Raw genomic sequence first — 18504 nt, 5'->3', positions numbered from 1 at the left:
TCAAAACCGTAACCTATGGCAGGATGAAACTGCAAGGGGTATTTTAAACACCTAATTCGCCAGTTATGGATGACATCAGTTAAACATTAATAAAGTAGAACGCCAGAGATTTCATTCATCATCAGGGCAAAAGTAGATCAAAGAAAATAGATCAAAAATATAATTCCTTTGCTCTATCAGACAGTTTGTGTAAGGATGAAATCACTAAAGCGATATTAGCCCCCAAGTCAGATGAACTATAAAGGATAAAGGAGAAAATACTCCTAACAGTGTCCTGTAACCGTCACACTTTGGTGGATGAAATTATAGGTGCTGCTTTCAGCTAGGGGGTTTACTAGTTCAATCCAAATGCCTCACTTCATCCTCTAGCGAAGGAGAGCATCTTGACATTTCGTCGAAATTATCTCAACTTGACTGTTTAGCTTCACAGCTATTCTTTTTTTAAAATTTCCATGTCAACTCTCGTCATCGTCGAATCTCCGACCAAAGCTCGTACCATTCGTAACTACCTGCCCAAAGACTATCGGGTAGAGGCTTCGATGGGTCATGTACGTGACCTACCCCAGTCGTCTAGCGAAATTCCCGCGGCCGTCAAAGGGGAAAAATGGGCACAGCTTGGGGTGAATATAGACTCCGACTTTGAACCGGTGTATGTTGTCCCCAAAGACAAAAAGAAAGTTGTTACCCAACTCAAAGATGCCTTAAAAGATGTAGACCAGTTGATTTTGGCAACTGACGAAGACCGTGAAGGTGAAAGCATTAGTTGGCATTTGTACCAATTATTAAAACCAAAAGTGCCAACCAAGCGGATGGTGTTTCACGAAATCACCAAAGACGCTATCCAAAAAGCTTTGAAAAATTGCCGTAACATCGATGAGCAATTAGTTCGTGCCCAAGAAACCAGACGGATTTTAGATCGGTTGGTAGGATATACCCTATCTCCATTGTTATGGAAAAAAATTGCCTGGGGTTTATCTGCTGGACGAGTCCAGTCTGTAGCGGTGCGGCTGTTGGTCAATAAGGAACGACAAAGACGGGCTTTTCATGCTGGCAGTTATTGGGATTTAAAAGCCAGCTTATTACAGGAAAAAACCCCCTTTACCTCCCAGTTGGTGACAGTTGGTGGCACAAAAGTTGCTACAGGTAGTGATTTTGACCCAGCCACCGGCCAAATTGCCCCAGGGCGCAATGTGGTGTTGTTAAATGAAGAGCAAGCAGAAGCCTTGAAAGAAAGGTTAACAGGCAAAATCTGGCAGGTGACTGATATTGAAGAAAGACCAGTCACCCGCAAACCTGCACCACCCTTTACTACATCGACACTGCAACAGGAATCTAACCGTAAACTCCGCTTGTCCGCTAGGGACACCATGCGTATTGCTCAAAATCTGTACGAGCAAGGGTATATTACCTATATGCGGACAGACTCGGTGCATTTGTCAGAACAAGCTATCGCTGCTGCTCGTAGCTGTGTGGAACAATTGTACGGTAAACAGTACCTTAGTCCCCAACCTCGACAATACACCACCAAATCCAAAGGCGCACAGGAAGCCCACGAAGCTATCCGCCCAGCAGGTAGTAGTTTCCGCACACCCCAGGAAACCGGCTTAAGCGGTCGAGAACTAGCGGTTTATGATTTGATTTGGAAGCGTACCGTTGCCTGTCAAATGGCAGACTCTCGCCAAACACAAATTACTGTTCAACTGCAAGTAGAAGACGCTGGCTTTCGTTCCTCTGGTAAACGCATTGACTTCCCCGGCTATTTACGCGCTTACGTTGAAGGTTCCGATGATCCCGAAGCGGCATTAGAAGACCAAGAAGTAATTTTACCAGCCTTGAAAGTAGGGGATCATCCCGATTGTACCGAACTGGCAGCAGTAGGACATGAAACCCAGCCCCCAGCCCGTTATACTGAAGCTACCTTAGTTAAAACCCTAGAAAGTGAAGGTATTGGCCGTCCTAGTACCTACGCCAGTATTATTGGCACTATCCTGGATAAAGGATACGCCCAATTAGTAAGTAACGCTCTAATTCCTACTTTTACCGCCTTCGCCGTCACAGACCTGCTGGAAAAGCATTTCCCAGATATTGTTGACCCCAGTTTTACTTCCAAAATGGAGCAAACTCTAGATGACATTGCCGAAGGAGAAGTCAACTGGTTGCCCTATCTGCGAGAGTTTTATTTAGGGGAAAAAGGCTTAGAAACTCTTGTCAAGGAACAAGAAAGCCAAATAGATGCTAATAAAGCTAGAACTGTAGAACTAGAAAATTTAGATGCCAAAGTTCGCATTGGTAAATACGGCCCGTATATTGAAGTGGACAATGGCGAAAGCGTAGTTACTGCATCCATTCCCAAAGACCTCACCCCCGCAGACCTCGACCCCAAACAAGTAGAGGTGATTCTCAAACAAAAAACCACGGGTCCAGATGAATTAGGTCGCCATCCAGAAACAGGTGAACCAATTTATATGAAAATTGGCACCTATGGCCCCTATGTGCAGTTAGGAGACAAAACAGAGGAAAACCCCAAGCCAAAACAAGCTTCCCTACCCAAAGGAGTCACAGCCGAAAATATCACCTTAGATATGGCTGTGGGTTTATTGGCCCTACCTCGTACATTGGGAGTACATCCAGAAACTGGTGGCAAAATTCAAGCGAGTTTAGGACGTTTTGGCCCCTATGTGGTTCATGACCAAGGCAAGGATGGTAAAGACTATCGCTCTTTAAAAGCTGGAGATGATGTTTTAACAGTCACCTTGGCACGGGCATTACAGTTATTGGCAGAACCGAAAAAAGGACGGGCTAGCAGCAGCAAGTCAAAAGCAGCTTTGCGCGAACTAGGCTTACATCCAGAAGATGATTCACCGATTAATATCTACGACGGCCCCTATGGGCCCTACATTAAGTACAACAAAACTAATGTGGGAATTCCTGAAGGTAAGACAGTAGAAGATGTGACTCTAGAGATGGCTTTGGAGTTACTAGCAGCAAAATCATCAACCAAGCGCAAAACTACTAAATCAACGACTACCAAAACCACTAAATCAACTACTAAATCAACAGCTAAATCTTCGACAACGAGTACGAAGAAGAAATAGGCAGGGTACAGGGAGGAGGGAGAGATTCTAGATAGGTGACTCTTTTAACAGCTAGTTGCAGAGCTAGGTAATTCTGGACTTCTCAACTCCTTCCCCACCTATTTAAATGAATGTGATACTCTAAGAAGTAAGGCAAGACACAAAACTGGATTTTTTCATTGCCTAATCAGCAACTTTGCATGAAAGTGTCAGCCAGATTCGAGGCCTGCGGTGCAACAATACACCAGTTTCTGCGAACCAATAAATTAATATTGAGGTATTACTCAGGAGCGGTCAGTTCAATGGATTATATAGAAAAGGTACTGGAAAAGCTTAAAGAATTAGCACGTAAGCTAATTGAAGCCCTGCTAGGGCCAGAGGCTGAGGCTGAACCGGAACTGATTCCGATTCCTGTAAATGAACCGCGTCGTCGCTAAAGTCCTGAAGGGAGTTGACGTTGCCACCTATAAGTATTTTGGTAGTACATGGGCCGAATTTAAATTTGCTAGGACAACGGGAGCCTGGTATTTACGGTTCTTTAAGTTTGGCAGATATTAATCGGTTGCTGGAGTTAGAAGCTACTAAACTGCAAGTGGGGGTATTTCCTGTGCAATCCAATCACGAAGGGGTTTTAGTAGATAAAATTCACAGCGCTTTGGGTGATTATCAGGGAATTTTGATTAATGCTGGAGCATATACCCATACTAGTGTGGCATTACGTGATGCGATCGCTGGGGTAAATTTGCCTACAGTAGAAGTACACCTTAGTAATATATATCGTCGAGAAGAATTTCGTCATCATTCTTACATAGCACCAGTGGCAATTGGCCAAATCAGTGGCTTTGGCGCTCAAAGTTATGTATTGGGTTTACAAGCACTAGTTCACCATTTGCGAGAAAAATCCGTTTAACTGTCTTGGGGTTGATTATCTGATGGTAATCACCCTTATTTAGATTTTGGTGAGATTTATCCAAAGTCTAAAATTTAAAATATCCAATTTTATGCGTTATTCTCTGGTAAATCGGGTAAGGGGAACTTTTTTAGGGGCTTTTCTGGGAGCCAGATTAGCTGACCAACATATCAGTCATTTGGGGGAAATGGCTGTTGTGGGCACAAAAAGTTTAATCTCTTTGGGGAGATTTGACCTAGAGCATTGGTTAAAGCTGCAAAATCAATTATCTGTGGGTGCAGAAAATCACCAGAGTTGGGACAAAATTCTTTTCACCACCATACCACTAGCAATTTTTTTCCACGAAAGTCCTGCCAAACTCAGATCAGGTTTACTTCAACTCCAAAATCTCTGGCCAGATGACCCAGTGGTCAAAGATACAACTTTAATATTAGGATATGCGATCGCTCAGTCTTTGAATGAGAAGTTAGATCATCAAACTTTTATCCCTTCAACTGTAGAATTTCTCCATCAAACTGACACCCAATTACCACAAATTTTAGAAAAAGTCAATATATTTGTCCAACAAGGAAAAGCACTAGCACAGGTAGAGGCTTTATTGGCTAAGGAAGAACCACTAATTCAAAGCCTAGCTATTGCCCTGTATTGTTTTCTTACCACCTTAGAAGACTTTCCACTCACCATAGGCAGAGCAACTCATTTAAGCTTAAAACAGCAGGATGTCAGAGGCATTCTGGCAGGGGCTTTATCCGGGGCTTATAACAGTAGTTTAGGCATACCCATTAATTGGCAGATTTTAGCCGCAGCGACGGAGTTACCCACATGGGGATTGAGCAATTTTGTGGAAATGTTAGAATTAGCCGATAAACTTGTGGCAGTGTGGTCAGGGGTGTATAATCTTGCTCCAGAAAATAGTGCGATCGCCCCAACAGAAGATAGCATATCCTTAGGATTCACTCCCTTGTCTATCTTTGCAGCTCCTCATATTATTCGCCCAAGATAAATTTAGTCAAGTAATTTCCATGATTTTCCTATCTCTATTGAGTAACACATAAATCAGCGTAATGAACACCAAGGAATTTTGGCAATCCTTGAGCCAGCGGTTAAGGGAATGGCAGCAACAGCACCAACTGTTATCCCCTAAAACTACATGGTTAGATTTAGTAATTACTCAAATGGGACAACAGGGAAACCCAAAATTACACCAAAAAATTCTCAAAGATTTACTTTTGTATTTATCACCGGGAAGTAAACAGGGTGGACAACAAAAACGTAGAAAATCGGCCCAATTAACTACATCACCAGGCAGAATGGAAACAGTGATGTTGAGTTTTGTGCATAAAAAACGTTCTTCTGTGTTGTTGGTTATATCGATTATTTCTCTCACAGGTGTAGTAGGTAAAGATTTATATAGACAACCAAAATTAAAGGTAGGAATACCAGCTAATCAAACCTTCATTGCTCCCTCTACAGATGAAGTGGAAGATAAAGAAAAAACAGAAATGAACCGCAAGGCAGCGAAAATACAAGCACTGCCTATTTTAATGATTGACCAGGAAATTAATCAAAAAATTAACCAAAATCTCCAACAAATAATTACTACTGGCAAAGAATTGAGAAATGTGGCTGGTGCTTTTCCTTTCTTTGATATTTCATTTTTATCGATTGCTAGCCAACGTTATCTGCGTTCCTGTTCTGAATCAGAATGGCAACAATTACAATTGATTCTCCAAAATCGTGATCAAAAACGGTTTCAAGCTAATCCAGTTCTCAAGCCCCACGGGTCAGTTGTCTCCCTACCAATATTAGAACCCGAAAATTTGCCTCAATCAGAAATCAAACAAATCGACAACGTAGAATTAAATCGTGCTTTCAAGGAATTAGAAACTTATCTTGCTACCAATGCCAACAAAAATTTGTCTAGTATTATTTATCCAATTAATCAAGCGAGAAAAAAATATAACGCAGCAAAAAATAAATTAGCAGCACAAGAAAATATATATAACGAAACTGTGTTGTTGGAATTATCTGATGATGATTGGTCTACAACCCAAGCGGCAATTCATCAAAGTGTAGAAAAAATCCTCACCCAAGGTATAGCAGTAGGATTGCCAGATGAGCTTTTAAGTGAAGCAGTGAAATTACAAATCCAAGGTACTGTACCTAATGAAGCAGAATCTTTAGCTAGCAAAATATTATTGTCCGTATTAGAAGCAAATTTAAAACCAGATGCAGATAAAACTAAACAACAAGCACAACAAGCTGCTGATAATGTTACACCTGTGATGGTGAAAGTTAAACAAGGAGAAGTAATTGTCAAAAAAGGCGAGATAATTACTGAGTGGAAACTAGAGGTTTTAAAGCACTATCATTTAGTTGGCATCAGGGTGAATTGGTTGCAGTTGACGGTTTTAACTGGGGTAGTAACTGCGGCTGTGGGAATATTTGTTTGGGTAGAAAAGCTCAGTAAAAGTCAATTACGACAACGCGATCGCTTGTTGATTTTATTGCTAACCTTAAGTACACCGGGTGTGTTAGCTTTGGGATTGCCTTATACTACCTGGAGTGGCATGGGTTTATTACTAGGTAGCTTCTATGGTTCTACCTTGGGTGTCACCGTAGTTGGGTTACTATCATTCATCCTTCCCATCGGCTTAGATGCTAGTAAAATTGGCTTAGTTGCAGGGTTGGTAGGGGGAGTATTTAGCAGTGTTGTTGCACCCAAATTGCGATCGCGTGAAGAGTTAGCATTATTAGGTATAGTGATTGCTGTGATTCAAGGCAGTATTTACCTGATTTTCAAAATCTTCACCGGTGCAGTTTTTGGTTCCAGTTGGTATTTTGTCCTCCAAGAAACAGGTTTATTTGCTGTCTCTGGTTTAGCTTGGAGTGTGGTGGCTTTAGGTATCAGTCCCTATCTCGAAAAAATATTTGATTTAATAACCCCCATTCGGTTAGCAGAACTAGCAAATCCCAATCGACCTTTGTTACAGCGACTCGCGACAGAAACACCAGGCACTTTTCAACATACTTTACTAGTTGCTACCTTAGCAGAAGCTGCTGCTAAAGAATTGGGATGTAACGTGGAACTAGTTAGGGCTGGTACACTGTATCACGATATTGGGAAAATGCACGACCCCCAAGGATTTATCGAAAATCAAATGGCAGGCCCCAATAAACATGAAACAGAAATTAAAGACCCTTGGCAAAGTGCCGCAATTATTAAAAAGCACGTGACCGAAGGGTTGGTCATGGCAAAAAAACACAGTTTACCAACAGCAATTCAAGCGTTTATTCCCGAACACCAGGGAACAATGACCATTGCCTATTTCTATCACCAAGCACAACAAATAGCTAAAGAACAACCCAACATTGAAGTTAATGAAGCTGATTTTCGTTACGATGGGCCAATTCCCCAATCAAGAGAAACGGGAATTGTGATGTTAGCAGATTCCAGTGAAGCTGCCTTGCGGAGTTTAAAGGATGGCACACCAGAACAAGCAATAAATATGTTAAACAATATTCTCCGCGCTAGGTGGCAAGATGGGCAATTGGCAGAGTCAGGATTAAAAAGGGAAGAGATGACGCAAATTGCTCAAATTTTTGTCGAAGTATGGCAACAATTCCACCACAAACGCATTGCCTATCCTAAGCAGAGGATAAAATAGGCTTTGCTAAATAGCCATTAGGGTAGTTTGCTATGGAAAAATAGTGAAAATAAATTGATTAATTGTCAATCTGATTAGAACCCAAGATGCTTGATTATCAAAATCCGAGAGATAATGCTGTGAATTTTCTGAACCAAGATTATCAACAGCGTTTATCTATTCTTGAAAAATTAGGAATTGCTCGTTATGATTATTTAGCTAAGTTAGCTTTAAATGAAGCCAATATTAATTGTATAATAAAATTTTTATATCAGCCAAAATCTTTAAAATTTCCTAATTTAGTGGGAGCAGATTTGTCAAATCTCAATTTAGATTACGTGAATCTGATTAGAGGTAACCTATGTGGTGCCAATCTTCAAGGTAGTAGTTTAATTCATGCTGATTTGCTATTTGTTAATTTCACTCAAGCTGATTTGAGCAATGCTAATTTAACTGATGCTACATTAAATGAAACTATGTGGAACGATACTTTAGTAGTAGGATGTCAATTTGGTGCAGGGATTGGATTAACAGATAAACAACGTAAAGATTTACAAATGCGTGGTGCTTTATTCAATAGTTCAGATGATGATTAACATGAAAAGATTGTGACTATTTATTGCATAAATTCATGAACAAGGTGCTAAAACTTCCCCAAAAATTGATGCTGCTAGGTTCAGGAGAACTTGGTAAAGAATTTGTCATTGCTGCCCAACGTTTGGGTAATTATGTCATTGCGGTTGATAGATATGCTAATGCTCCTGCAATGCAAGTGGCCGACTGTGCTGAAGTAATTTCCATGCTGAGTGCAGAAGATTTAGAAGCAGTGGTCAGTAAGCATCAGCCAGATTTGATTATTCCCGAAATTGAAGCAATTAGAACTGAAAAGTTATTAGAATTTGAACAAAGGGGAATTACAGTAATTCCCACTGCCGCTGCGACTAATTACACCATGAACCGGGATAGAATTCGGGAATTAGCACATCGAGAATTGGGAGTGAGAACAGCTAAATATGGTTATGCTGTCACCTTAGGAGAATTAATAGCAGTATCCGCAGAAATTGGCTTTCCTAATGTGGTGAAACCAGTGATGTCATCCTCTGGTAAAGGTCAATCTGTGGTGCAAAATCGAGGTGAAGTAGAACAGGCTTGGAATTATGCGATCGCTAATTCTCGTGGTGACAGTCAAAAAGTAATAGTTGAAGAGTTTATTAATTTTGAAATTGAGATTACTTTACTCACCATTAAACAGTGGGATGCACCGACAATTTTCTGTTCTCCCATCGGCCACCGTCAAGAAAGAGGTGATTATCAAGAATCTTGGCAACCTGCAAATATTTCTGAAGATAAAATCCTCGCAGCCGAAGAAATAGCGAAAAAAGTTACTGATGCTTTAGGTGGTGCAGGTATATTTGGAGTAGAGTTTTTTATCACCAAAGATGAAGTAATTTTCTCAGAACTTTCTCCCCGTCCCCATGATACGGGAATGGTAACTTTAATCTCTCAAAATTTGAATGAATTTGAATTGCATCTCCGCGCTGTTTTAGGTTTACCAATTCCCCACATTGAACAACTAGGCCCTGCTGCCAGTGCAGTGATTTTAGCCTCAGAAAAATCAGATTATATTGCTTTTACAGGGGTGGCAGAAGCCTTAGCAGAAAAAGATGTAGATATTAGATTATTTGGTAAACCTGCTGCTCATCCTTATCGACGCATGGGAGTAGCTTTAGCTAAAGGTGACAATGTGCAAGCAGCTAGGGAAAAAGCCACCAAAGCAGCAAGTAAAGTGAAACTAGTTTAGAGAAGACCTCTTGCGTTCTTCTTTGCGCCTACCCTTCTCCTTCGGAGACGCTAACGTGAACGGGAATGCCTACGGCACACTACGTGAACGCGAAGCGCGAAACAAAAAACATTTACGCAAAAAATCCCATGTAGTAGTGAGTAATTAACTACTCACTACTCAACACATTCTATCTAGTAAAACTATGAGAAGAATTCACTGATGCCACAGGGTGAGGGTGGCTGAGGTAATCATAAACTAGATGGGAAACTTGGCGAATGAAGTCCCTACCTCTAGAGTCTTTGTAAGGGCGTTTAACATAAATTGCTGCCAAATAATGCTTTCCATTGGGCATAGTGACAAACCCAGCATTGCCGATGAGAAAACCAATATCGCCGGTTTTGTGAGCAATAACCGCACCTTTCCCTAAACCTGCGGGAAGTAATGTGCGGGTTTTTGTATGACGGAGAATATCTAATACTTGTTCTTTGCTGGAGCTAGAAACGAGTTTATCATTCACCAATAAAGCTAATACCCGTGCCATATCCTCCGAACTGCTGGTATTGGTTCCCCGCAAGTCAGCTAACAGATGACGAATGACTGTATCTTGCAGTCCCCAACTGCGAAAACGCTGATTCAGTTTGGCAATTCCACCCAAACGATCAATAATCATGTTGGTTGCAGTATTGTCGCTGATGACAATCATTTTGGTCACGGTTTCTAAGGCCGTGTACTTTTTGCCAACCCGCTGATATTGCATTTCTCCAGAACCACCAGTTACCAAGTCACTCCGCATGGTTAACTTTTCATCCAGACTGACCTTACCAGCATCTAAATCTTGAAAGAAAGCCACAAGAATTGGCAATTTAATTGTACTGGCTGCGGGAAAAACGCGATCGCCTCCTATATCCAAATAATTGCCAGTCTCCAAATCTAGGAAAAACATTCCCGTATCTAGAAAGCTATAGCGGTGCATCAATGCTTTAATCTGTGGTTCTAATTCCTGCATAGGAGAATTCAAAGGCACCACACCAGCAAATTGATTGCCATTAGTCACCTGGGGAATATTTTCCTGTACCGGTTGACTACTGGGAATAGCAGCTTTGACTGTTGCACCCCAGAGAAAAGCACTAAAAACACCAGATAGCAGCAAACTGGCTTTGAAAATATGAGTTTTGTGTGTGAGTTGCATGAATGAACAATAACCGATGTGGAAACACGAAGCATTCGTTTGATTAAAACACAAGCTGAAAAATTTGGATGCCGAAAATATCAACATCTCAAAGTCGCAAATCTTCAGCAATACGATGAGCACACGCAAAACCAGAAAAAGCCACTGCATTCAAACCCTGACCAGGGAAGGTACTATCTCCCACACAATACAGACCAGGAATAGCGGTGCGATTAAACGGCATTGACAATAACCCCCACAATTTCCGTCTGGGTATGGGGCCGTAAGTTCCATCCATTCTTCCCAAAAAGCGACGATGGGTGCGTGGTGTCCCTACTTCTAAATAATCTAATCCTGCATTTAAGCCAGGGAAAACCTTTTCTAAGCGTTCAATGATTTTTCCTGCCACTAGCCCTTTCTTTTCTCTGTATTCCGTTGCTGAAAGTCCTTGCCAATGAACAATCCAGTCTGGTGTAAAGGCGTGGATAATATGATGTCCTGGAGGCGCTAAATTTGGGTCTAGTAAGGTGGGAATGGAAACAAACAGAGTCCCCATTGATGCTGTCATCTGCTGCCAGTCTTCCAAGATGATATGATGACATGCTGTTGCCGTAGGTAAAACTTCTGCCTTCACACCCATATGTAAACTCAAGAAGCTGGGTGATTTTTCATAGGCTTGTTGCCATTTTTTCTCATTATTAGGCAGGTGTTCTTGGGGAAGTAATTTTGTAAAAGTATCCCAACGTGTGCTATTGGATACTATTTTTTTACCATAAAATTCTGTACCATTGGCTAGTCGTACACCTACAGCCTGTCCTTTTTCGGTGATGATTTTCGTTACTCTGGCTTGGTATTTAATCTCACCACCTGCTTGTTTCAAGCCTTCAACCAACTTTTGGGCAATTACTCCCACTCCACCTTGAGGATAATTTACACCACCATAATGTCGATCAGAAAACACCATCCCCGCATTAATCATTGGTGTCATATCTGCTGGTACTACTGACCAGCAATAGCATTCTATATCGATAAATTTTAATAATAGTGGATCTGTAATATATTTTCGAGCAATATCGCCGGCATTTAGAGGTAAATACTTAAGTAATCCTAAACAAGCTAAGGGATGTTGAAAAAATACACGCAATAAATACTTAGGTTCTTCTAAAGATAGCAACTCAATATTATTAAGGCAGTTAAAAACTTTTTGGCATTCATCATAAAAACGACGAATACCCATTGCTTCATGGGGGAAATAATCCGTCAGGTTTTGCAAAAACTTTTCATACAATCTGTCTACTTTGATATCTAATTCATTAGGTAGATGGTAGTGAATCTGTATTGGATCAGGAATGCTGTGAATATGTACATTCACGGCAGCTAAGGCACGAGTTAGTAAGTTTGTTGTCCCCTGATTACCTAAACCAAAAATCATGGAAGCACCAACATCAAATTTATAACCTTGGCGTTCAAAATAACCTGCACTACCACCAGGAATAAGATAACGTTCTAAAACTAATACTTTTGCCCCTTTTGCTGCTAATTGGGTGGCTGTAACTAAACCACCAATACCAGAACCAATCACAATGACATCAAAAGTGGAATCAGGGGACATAGACAATTAAAAATTAAAAATAACTCTAGGGATAGTGATAGGAGTTTCAATTTTTGTATTTTTCAAAACATATGTAAGATAATACCACGCCAGGAATCTGTTGATGAAATAGGCAATTTAGATATTTTTTGGTTGTTTAAATAGTCTCTAGACATAAAAAAGAGGGAGAAGCCTGCTACCGCCGGCTCATCCCGTCTGCCGATCCTTTAAAGAGAGGAGAACACTGTATAACAATATAGCCTTGATTGAGAATGGCTGTCAACTGTTAATGCAAAATATTTTCAATAATCTGGGGTGCTATGGCTGGAGTGAGGGAATGAAAATGCCTAGCCGTGAATATTCTCAATCCAAAATCCAAACTTGGTATGATTGTGTTTCAGTTCTCATCTAAATCGAAAGCTACCCGTTTCTAGCTATGACGCAAAGATTGCTTGTTTATGTCCCACCCCATCCCCTCATCAAACATTGGCTAGGCGTAGTCCGTGATGTAGCTACACCTTCGGTATTATTTCGCAGCGCCATTACAGAGTTAGGACGATGGCTGACCTATGAAGCAGCACGAGACTGGCTACCAACCCAAGATACGACGGTGCAAACCCCTTTAGCAGCATGTCCAGCTACTTTTGTTGACCCACAAGTTCCTGTGGCGGTTGTACCAATTTTACGGGCGGGATTAGGATTGTTGGAAGGAGCGCAGACTTTATTACCTTTAGCGTCAATTTACCATCTGGGTTTGGTGCGAAATGAGGAGACTTTGGAACCTTCCTGTTATTTGAATAAACTGCCAGAGAAGTTTGACCCACAAACACGAGTTTTGATTACTGATCCGATGCTGGCAACGGGAGGGTCTATAATGACAGCGATGGCAGAATTGACGCACAGAGGTGTCGATCCAGCCTTAACGAGAATTATTTGTGTAGTAGCAGCACCCCCAGCCTTACAGAAGCTCAGTGCTGAATATCCTGGTTTAACCGTTTACGCTGCTACTATTGACGAAACGGTGAATGATCGAGGATTTATTGTACCGGGATTGGGTGATGCTGGCGATCGCATCTTTGGAACTTAAGCTAGGATGCACCTAGAGCGGGACAATAGCTTCAATTATGTGACAGTTGCAGGTTTGTTGAAGGTGGTAAAAATATGAGTAGAGATGGTTTTACCAGTGGTTTTTTAGCTGGAGCCTTTGTTGGTGGTTTAGTGGGAGGAATCTTAGGTGCAGTTCTGGCTTCCCGTCGTGAAGGTGAATTATTAGCAGATGACAATGTTCTGAGCGACAATAATCTGAGCGACGCTGAAGTTCTCCCCAGAAGAAGGCAGATGCGGGCCACTACTAATGAAAGTATAGAAATGGATGCGGCCAGGCGATCGCTGGAAGATAAAATTGCCCAATTGAATGCCACAATTGATGATGTGCGAAAGCAGTTAGGCAACGTCAATGGTAATTCATCCCAGACAGTGAATGAGCGTTCCCTTTCCCAAGATGTGTAAAAAGTTGTGATTTTTGAGCAAAAAATGTCTATTTTCGTAGATACAGACCCCAAATATCTACAGACACAATGACATAAGCTAAATTAAAATCAATCCAGAAATCATATCTCAACCTTGAGCAGGAAACCTATCTAACCATGAGTTTACTTATTCCTACCCTAGCCAGCTTCATTACCCTCTATAGTTCTTTGTTGATTATTCGAGTGTTATTGACCTGGTTTCCCACCATCAACTGGTACAACCAACCATTTGCTGCTTTGAGCCAAATCACAGACCCTTATCTAAATCTGTTTCGCTCAATTATTCCCCCATTAGGTGGAATGGACTTTTCCCCCGTGCTGGCCATTTTGGCACTCAATTTCCTGGGAAGTCTATTGACAGCATTTTAATCACCCCAGCCTGAATGCTTGTACTGGATTTCGCTAATAGCATCATTGATGTTTGTAGAGACGTTCCCTTTCTCACCGTCTCTACAAGTTTTTGTGGCTATCCTACTTCCTGACTGGGGCGGTAAAACCAGACGCTTTAAACTGCTTTAACTTCAAAGGTGTTGGCTGGTTCACAGGTACAGAAATTCTTAATTCAAAATCACTCACACCTGGTGGCACTTCAGGAATTGAACCTAGACGAGTACGATTTTGCAAAATAGGGTCATTGTTAGCGTCGTAAATGCGTCCATAGATGTCTGCATCATAAACGGTTTTATAAGTACCATTTTCAGCCTTGCCAGTGACGATAAAACAATTGGCAGCACCAGAACCGTTACTAGTGACAGCACCTTGCGCTAGTTCAGGAGGACAATCTTTGTAGGTTAGGTCTGATAATTTAATTTGGGTGAGTGCCAATGCTGAAGGTACAAATACCCCCAAAATTAAAAACATGACCGCAGCAAGATAGCTCAACTTAAGCAATTTTGATAACTGAGTTTTGATTTTTAAGTAAGCCTCTACCCCGACAGCTAGAAAAATTGGTAATAAGCGGCTGTTGTTCCTTTCCATATCTCAAACAAATAATCACAATAAGTTTTAACTATACTGCGTTGTCAATTATCGCTTCAGCATTGATTTCCGAGAACTGTGTCCCACATCACCTTACAGAAATTTTACAATGCAGGGATTATAAACTTTAATTTAACCTTTGCAATAATTATATATAGCCGTAGACAAGATGGTTAGGACATGAACCACAACTAAAACCTGAATACTGAAAGGCTTTTAGCACTGTCACCTGTCACCTGTCACCTGTCACCTGCTATAAATAACCTTAAATTGCTATTCACTATGACTCCAGATGAAATTGATACAGCATTGCAAATGGCCTTTAACCAATGCTGTGCATCTGGCTGTCCTCTTTCTGAGCAACAAAAACAAATATTACTGCAAATAGTTGAGCAATTTCAGGGCAATTCTACCACGTTATCAGATGCCGATAATCCTTTAGACGAACTGACTTCAGAAGAGGTAACAGCTTTGTTGGAGTTTGTCACAACAGAACAAGAGCAAAACCGATTTTGGAAAGTGCAGTTGCTCAATGATTGGTTGCAGGCAAAAGATTCAGGTAGAGTACAGTTTATCCGCGATCGCTATGGTTTACAGTGGTTAAATCGCGTGCAATTACATCACTTTGACAAATATGCTGATACTAGAGATTCTATCAAACTGAAAGTAGGCGATCGCATCGAAGTTTCCAACGCTTTGTGGGAATGGGTACAAGATAACGGCCCCTGTCAACGGGAATGGTTTCCCTGTATCGTCATAGAGGTCAATGAAATCAACAATGGGAATGAATCCTTAACCACCTGTCTAATTCGCTTCCTCAACGGCACCGAATACGAAATTCAAGGCATTTACGAATGGAATCGCTGTAACTGGCGTGCGTCAAAAAGCTAGGTGATAGTAAAAATTAAATATGGGATCAGTTTCAATAGAGGGCAGGAGGCACAAGGCAGGGGGGGGAAACAGAGGACAAGGGAGACAAGGAGGAATATCTTCTTTTTTATCCCCCTCTCTTTCTGTCACCTGTTCCCTGTACCCTGTCAGTCACAGACTTAAGTAGCAGATGTACCAAATAGCAAAGGTGTGAATTAAGATTCACACCTTGCAAATAATCTGAGAATTTACTTAACTCCCCAGGCTGGATTCGAACCAGCGACCAATCGATTAACAGTCGATCGCTCTACCGCTGAGCTACTGAGGAACGCTCACAACGTTTATTATCATAGCGCCAGTTTCAGAATATGGCAAGTGCTTTTGGAAAAATTTTTGGATTTTTTTGGAAAATCGGCTCAAGCACTGAATTTACCTAGCCAAAAACAGATCCAAAAGTGCCATCCAGGACAGGATAGAGGCGTTATTTCCATCCCATCCGCAACTCAGTCAAACGCTGTCTAGCTTTAGCATCAATAGCATGAGCTAAAAAGCGGCTTTTTGATTGTTTACGCGGATTATATTTGTGCCGCATTCGACACACAGTTGCTTCAACTTCACCGCATAGTTGTTGTGCTGACAACCATTCGGCACCATACCCCTGCACCATTAATTGTTGCGCTCGGTCTGAAGTCGCAACAATGAAGCGCGAAATCAAAGATTGTGTGACTTGTTCTCGTAATCCGGCACAAGCTTTTTCAATATAAGTATCTGCGGTCTGCCCAAAGTCGGTGTAATGAACAGAGACCAATTCGGTAATAATTTCCCTATTACTGGAAGCATTTTGATATTGGGCATCAAAAACAATTTGAGTTGCATAACCCTGAAAAGAGCTATAACTAGTCATTGCTTCCACTAATTCCCCTCGTGCAGCTTCAAGTCCAGCTTGATCACGAGTTTTCTTCAAGCAAGGCCAAGCGCCTATAATATTGTAGCCGTCTACTAGTAAAACGGCCGGGACGATGGAACGGAGCATGGTTTTTAATCACAATTTTCTAGAGTTAACAAAAATCATTCATAAGTTTTATAGTAGTTGAAGCATCCCTTGTAACACTATGTTACATAGGATAAAAAGTATCCAAGTACGGCAAATATAGACCTGAAGATAGAAGCACCAATTTGGAAATTGCTGCTAAAAATCCTGATTTTCCCCATTTTTAGCAGATATGTAACCAATTATTAAAATGTTTGAATATTATTTAATGAATTATTTTGTTGTTTTTTATACGAATGTATAAAGATGATTGTGATATGGGTGCAGTAAAGTTAATAATTATTGCATCTGTGAAAGATGAATAGATTTTCTTGCTTTCTTCTTCCCTAGTCTCTTCTGAGCATCATCAAACTAAAACACCAGACCCATAGACTGGAAATCTGGTGAGTATGAGTTGATAATAATTTTGAGCACAAGCAAATACTGCTAATCAAACAACCTCATTTTCCACAGTCATTAGACGCTGTTTGAGACGTTCGGCATCACCAGTATCAACTAATATGCCTTTTTCAAGTAAGAAAGCACCATCACAATAATTTAATTCATCTAAGCGATGAGTAACCCATAAAGCAGTTATACCGCGACTTTTGACCAGACGACGCACACTAGCTACTAAATCCAGTTGACTATCTGGATCTAGTAAAGCAGTCGGTTCATCTAATAATAAAACTTCGCAGTGGCGAGCGATCGCACCAGCAATAGCCACACGCTGTTTTTGTCCACCAGACAACGCATAAATCGGTCTACGTTGTAAAGACAGCAAATTAACTGCCCCCAAGGCCTCTTCCACCCTTGCTTTTACCTGAGCAGGAGCCAACTTTTCAGATACCAAGCCAAAAGCCACATCAGCACCAACTGTAGGCATTACCAGTTGATGATCAGGATTTTGGAACACAAAGCCAATGGGAGGTAAAACCCCGATTTCTCCACTTTGGGGAGCTAGTAAACCAGCTATCAATCTCAGTAAAGTTGATTTGCCACTACCATTAGTACCCAAAAGCATCCAAAATTCGCCCTTGGGTACTTGGAGAGAGCAAGATTTGATTACTTGCTCCCCATTAGGCCAAAAGAAGTTTAAATTTTTAACTTCGATGCCCGCTACCGTCATGTATTTACCTTAGTTACTCAGCAGCTAAGGCAAAAAATCCTGGTGCCCTACCACTACTGGTAGCAGCACCATCTTTCTGTACAATCTGTACCCCGGAAATTTCACTAGCGCGAACAGCAATTTTTTTCTCGGTCTTGCCTTCGCACTTTAACTCCACAATATCAGGGTTACCAGAGCGCATCGCCGCCAAAATCAGCTGATAGACAGCTTCAGCGTCTTCGGCTGACTTACGTTGTACTGATATCGGAAACGCTGTATTTTTGATGCTTAAGTCAATGGTAAACATTTAGGATTAATAAATTTGCACTGTAGGACTCATTCTAGCGTTATTAGTTGGTGGCTAGTAGTCGCTAGTTACCAGTTGCTTGTTGATCAGTGAATTATAGCCAAGATTAAATTTTATCTCCTCAAGCACTGGAAAAATTAGAGATTTACACTTATTATGATGAGAGAGAGTAAATAATTGTTAAGTAAATTGACAATCTACTTACTTTCTGGTTAGCCGAAGACTGCAATATTGTCATCTCTAACATCTTTAAAAACCGTACTTATAAACATTTGGAGATTTTCTCTAATGACCATCGCAGTAGGCCGCCCCACAAGTAGCAGAGGGTGGTTTGACGTACTAGACGACTGGTTGAAGCGCGATCGCTTCGTATTCATAGGATGGTCAGGGGTGTTATTATTTCCCTGCGCCTTCCTAGCACTAGGCGGTTGGCTCACAGGGACAACCTTCGTCACCTCCTGGTACACCCACGGACTAGCCTCATCCTACCTAGAAGGATGTAACTTCCT

At 41.2% G+C, this 18504-nt stretch carries 17 protein-coding genes, 1 tRNA gene and 1 pseudogene; 12 read left to right on the top strand and 7 right to left on the bottom strand.

The genetic code is table 11. The features are described from left to right. Window positions 1-452 precede the first annotated feature (452 nt). From topA to purT, 7 genes are all read left to right on the top strand, one after another. On the top strand, window positions 453-3095 hold the full coding sequence (gene topA, locus H6G73_RS17945) for a type I DNA topoisomerase (RefSeq protein WP_190606957.1): 2643 nt from the start codon (window positions 453-455) through the stop codon (window positions 3093-3095). Window positions 3096-3376: 281 nt separating this feature from the next. Beyond that, window positions 3377-3511 (top strand): hypothetical protein, encoded by a 135-nt coding sequence (locus H6G73_RS24890; RefSeq protein ID WP_256443811.1) that lies wholly within the window; start codon window positions 3377-3379, stop codon window positions 3509-3511. Between the two features lie 14 nt (window positions 3512-3525). Further along, window positions 3526-3984 (top strand): type II 3-dehydroquinate dehydratase, encoded by a 459-nt coding sequence (gene aroQ, locus H6G73_RS17940; protein WP_313948453.1) that lies wholly within the window; start codon window positions 3526-3528, stop codon window positions 3982-3984. A gap of 91 nt (window positions 3985-4075) precedes the next feature. Beyond that, a complete protein-coding gene (locus H6G73_RS17935) occupies window positions 4076-4987 on the top strand; it encodes an ADP-ribosylglycohydrolase family protein (RefSeq protein ID WP_190606954.1) in 912 nt (303 codons plus the stop codon). 61 nt (window positions 4988-5048) lie between these two features. After that, window positions 5049-7652 carry an HD family phosphohydrolase gene (locus H6G73_RS17930; protein ID WP_190606952.1) on the top strand — a complete coding sequence of 868 codons (2604 nt, stop codon included), beginning with the start codon at window positions 5049-5051 and terminating at the stop codon, window positions 7650-7652. An 86-nt stretch (window positions 7653-7738) separates the two neighbouring features. After that, on the top strand, window positions 7739-8227 hold the full coding sequence (locus H6G73_RS17925) for a pentapeptide repeat-containing protein (protein WP_190606950.1): 489 nt from the start codon (window positions 7739-7741) through the stop codon (window positions 8225-8227). Between the two features lie 35 nt (window positions 8228-8262). Continuing rightward, a complete protein-coding gene (purT, locus tag H6G73_RS17920) occupies window positions 8263-9432 on the top strand; it encodes a formate-dependent phosphoribosylglycinamide formyltransferase (RefSeq protein ID WP_190606948.1) in 1170 nt (389 codons plus the stop codon). Between the two features lie 169 nt (window positions 9433-9601). Here purT and H6G73_RS17915 read toward each other — a convergent pair whose 3' ends face one another. After that, the gene (locus H6G73_RS17915) at window positions 9602-10603 is read right to left on the bottom strand and encodes a serine hydrolase (RefSeq protein ID WP_190606946.1); all 1002 of its coding nucleotides are present in this window, start codon (window positions 10601-10603) and stop codon (window positions 9602-9604) included. A gap of 88 nt (window positions 10604-10691) precedes the next feature. Further along, window positions 10692-12194 (bottom strand): carotenoid isomerase, encoded by a 1503-nt coding sequence (gene crtH, locus H6G73_RS17910; RefSeq protein ID WP_190606944.1) that lies wholly within the window; start codon window positions 12192-12194, stop codon window positions 10692-10694. 415 nt (window positions 12195-12609) lie between these two features. On the opposite strand from crtH, the gene upp reads away from it, so the two are divergent. From upp to H6G73_RS17895, 3 genes are all read left to right on the top strand, one after another. Continuing rightward, complete coding sequence (gene upp, locus H6G73_RS17905; RefSeq protein ID WP_190606942.1) at window positions 12610-13260, top strand: uracil phosphoribosyltransferase; 651 nt, start codon at window positions 12610-12612, stop codon at window positions 13258-13260. Between the two features lie 74 nt (window positions 13261-13334). Next, window positions 13335-13682 carry a hypothetical protein gene (locus H6G73_RS17900; protein WP_190606940.1) on the top strand — a complete coding sequence of 116 codons (348 nt, stop codon included), beginning with the start codon at window positions 13335-13337 and terminating at the stop codon, window positions 13680-13682. Window positions 13683-13819: 137 nt separating this feature from the next. Next, window positions 13820-14071, top strand: a complete 252-nt coding sequence (locus H6G73_RS17895) for a YggT family protein (protein WP_190606938.1) — start codon at window positions 13820-13822, stop codon at window positions 14069-14071. A gap of 102 nt (window positions 14072-14173) precedes the next feature. Here H6G73_RS17895 and H6G73_RS17890 read toward each other — a convergent pair whose 3' ends face one another. Continuing rightward, window positions 14174-14563, bottom strand: a complete 390-nt coding sequence (locus H6G73_RS17890) for a biotin carboxylase (protein WP_190607042.1) — start codon at window positions 14561-14563, stop codon at window positions 14174-14176. Between the two features lie 399 nt (window positions 14564-14962). Here H6G73_RS17890 and H6G73_RS17885 point away from each other — a divergent pair, with 399 nt between their 5' ends. Then, a complete protein-coding gene (locus H6G73_RS17885; RefSeq protein ID WP_190606937.1) occupies window positions 14963-15571 on the top strand; it encodes a hypothetical protein in 609 nt (202 codons plus the stop codon). 235 nt (window positions 15572-15806) lie between these two features. Here H6G73_RS17885 and H6G73_RS17880 read toward each other — a convergent pair. From H6G73_RS17880 to H6G73_RS17865, 4 genes are all read right to left on the bottom strand, one after another. Beyond that, window positions 15807-15878, bottom strand: a tRNA-Asn gene (locus H6G73_RS17880). Window positions 15879-16031: 153 nt separating this feature from the next. Then, window positions 16032-16583, bottom strand: coding sequence for an NYN domain-containing protein (locus H6G73_RS17875; RefSeq protein ID WP_190606935.1), 552 nt, complete (start codon window positions 16581-16583; stop codon window positions 16032-16034). Between the two features lie 448 nt (window positions 16584-17031). Then, window positions 17032-17709, bottom strand: a complete 678-nt coding sequence (locus tag H6G73_RS17870) for an ABC transporter ATP-binding protein (protein WP_190606932.1) — start codon at window positions 17707-17709, stop codon at window positions 17032-17034. A gap of 13 nt (window positions 17710-17722) precedes the next feature. Beyond that, window positions 17723-17995, bottom strand: a complete 273-nt coding sequence (locus tag H6G73_RS17865; protein WP_190606929.1) for a hypothetical protein — start codon at window positions 17993-17995, stop codon at window positions 17723-17725. Window positions 17996-18283: 288 nt separating this feature from the next. On the opposite strand from H6G73_RS17865, the pseudogene H6G73_RS17860 reads away from it, so the two are divergent. Continuing rightward, window positions 18284-18504 (top strand): annotated as a pseudogene (locus H6G73_RS17860) (photosystem II D2 protein (photosystem q(a) protein)); the annotation flags it as partial.

The organism is Richelia sinica FACHB-800, assembly GCF_014698825.1.
Taxonomy (GTDB): Bacteria; Cyanobacteriota; Cyanobacteriia; order Cyanobacteriales; family Nostocaceae; genus FACHB-800.
This window is presented reverse-complemented; position numbering and strand designations above follow the sequence as displayed.

Coding starts and splice junctions, on each gene's coding strand:
- H6G73_RS17885 (WP_190606937.1), top strand. CDS start 14,963: ATGACTCCAGATGAAATTGATACAGCATTGCAAATGGCCTTTAACCAA.
- H6G73_RS17890 (WP_190607042.1), bottom strand. CDS start 14,563: ATGTTTTTAATTTTGGGGGTATTTGTACCTTCAGCATTGGCACTCACC.
- H6G73_RS17865 (WP_190606929.1), bottom strand. CDS start 17,995: ATGTTTACCATTGACTTAAGCATCAAAAATACAGCGTTTCCGATATCA.
- H6G73_RS17875 (WP_190606935.1), bottom strand. CDS start 16,583: ATGCTCCGTTCCATCGTCCCGGCCGTTTTACTAGTAGACGGCTACAAT.
- H6G73_RS17895 (WP_190606938.1), top strand. CDS start 13,820: ATGAGTTTACTTATTCCTACCCTAGCCAGCTTCATTACCCTCTATAGT.
- H6G73_RS17900 (WP_190606940.1), top strand. CDS start 13,335: ATGAGTAGAGATGGTTTTACCAGTGGTTTTTTAGCTGGAGCCTTTGTT.
- H6G73_RS17915 (WP_190606946.1), bottom strand. CDS start 10,603: ATGCAACTCACACACAAAACTCATATTTTCAAAGCCAGTTTGCTGCTA.
- H6G73_RS24890 (WP_256443811.1), top strand. CDS start 3,377: ATGGATTATATAGAAAAGGTACTGGAAAAGCTTAAAGAATTAGCACGT.
- H6G73_RS17925 (WP_190606950.1), top strand. CDS start 7,739: ATGCTTGATTATCAAAATCCGAGAGATAATGCTGTGAATTTTCTGAAC.
- H6G73_RS17930 (WP_190606952.1), top strand. CDS start 5,049: ATGAACACCAAGGAATTTTGGCAATCCTTGAGCCAGCGGTTAAGGGAA.
- crtH (WP_190606944.1), bottom strand. CDS start 12,194: ATGTCCCCTGATTCCACTTTTGATGTCATTGTGATTGGTTCTGGTATT.
- H6G73_RS17870 (WP_190606932.1), bottom strand. CDS start 17,709: ATGACGGTAGCGGGCATCGAAGTTAAAAATTTAAACTTCTTTTGGCCT.
- H6G73_RS17935 (WP_190606954.1), top strand. CDS start 4,076: ATGCGTTATTCTCTGGTAAATCGGGTAAGGGGAACTTTTTTAGGGGCT.
- upp (WP_190606942.1), top strand. CDS start 12,610: ATGACGCAAAGATTGCTTGTTTATGTCCCACCCCATCCCCTCATCAAA.
- purT (WP_190606948.1), top strand. CDS start 8,263: ATGAACAAGGTGCTAAAACTTCCCCAAAAATTGATGCTGCTAGGTTCA.
- topA (WP_190606957.1), top strand. CDS start 453: ATGTCAACTCTCGTCATCGTCGAATCTCCGACCAAAGCTCGTACCATT.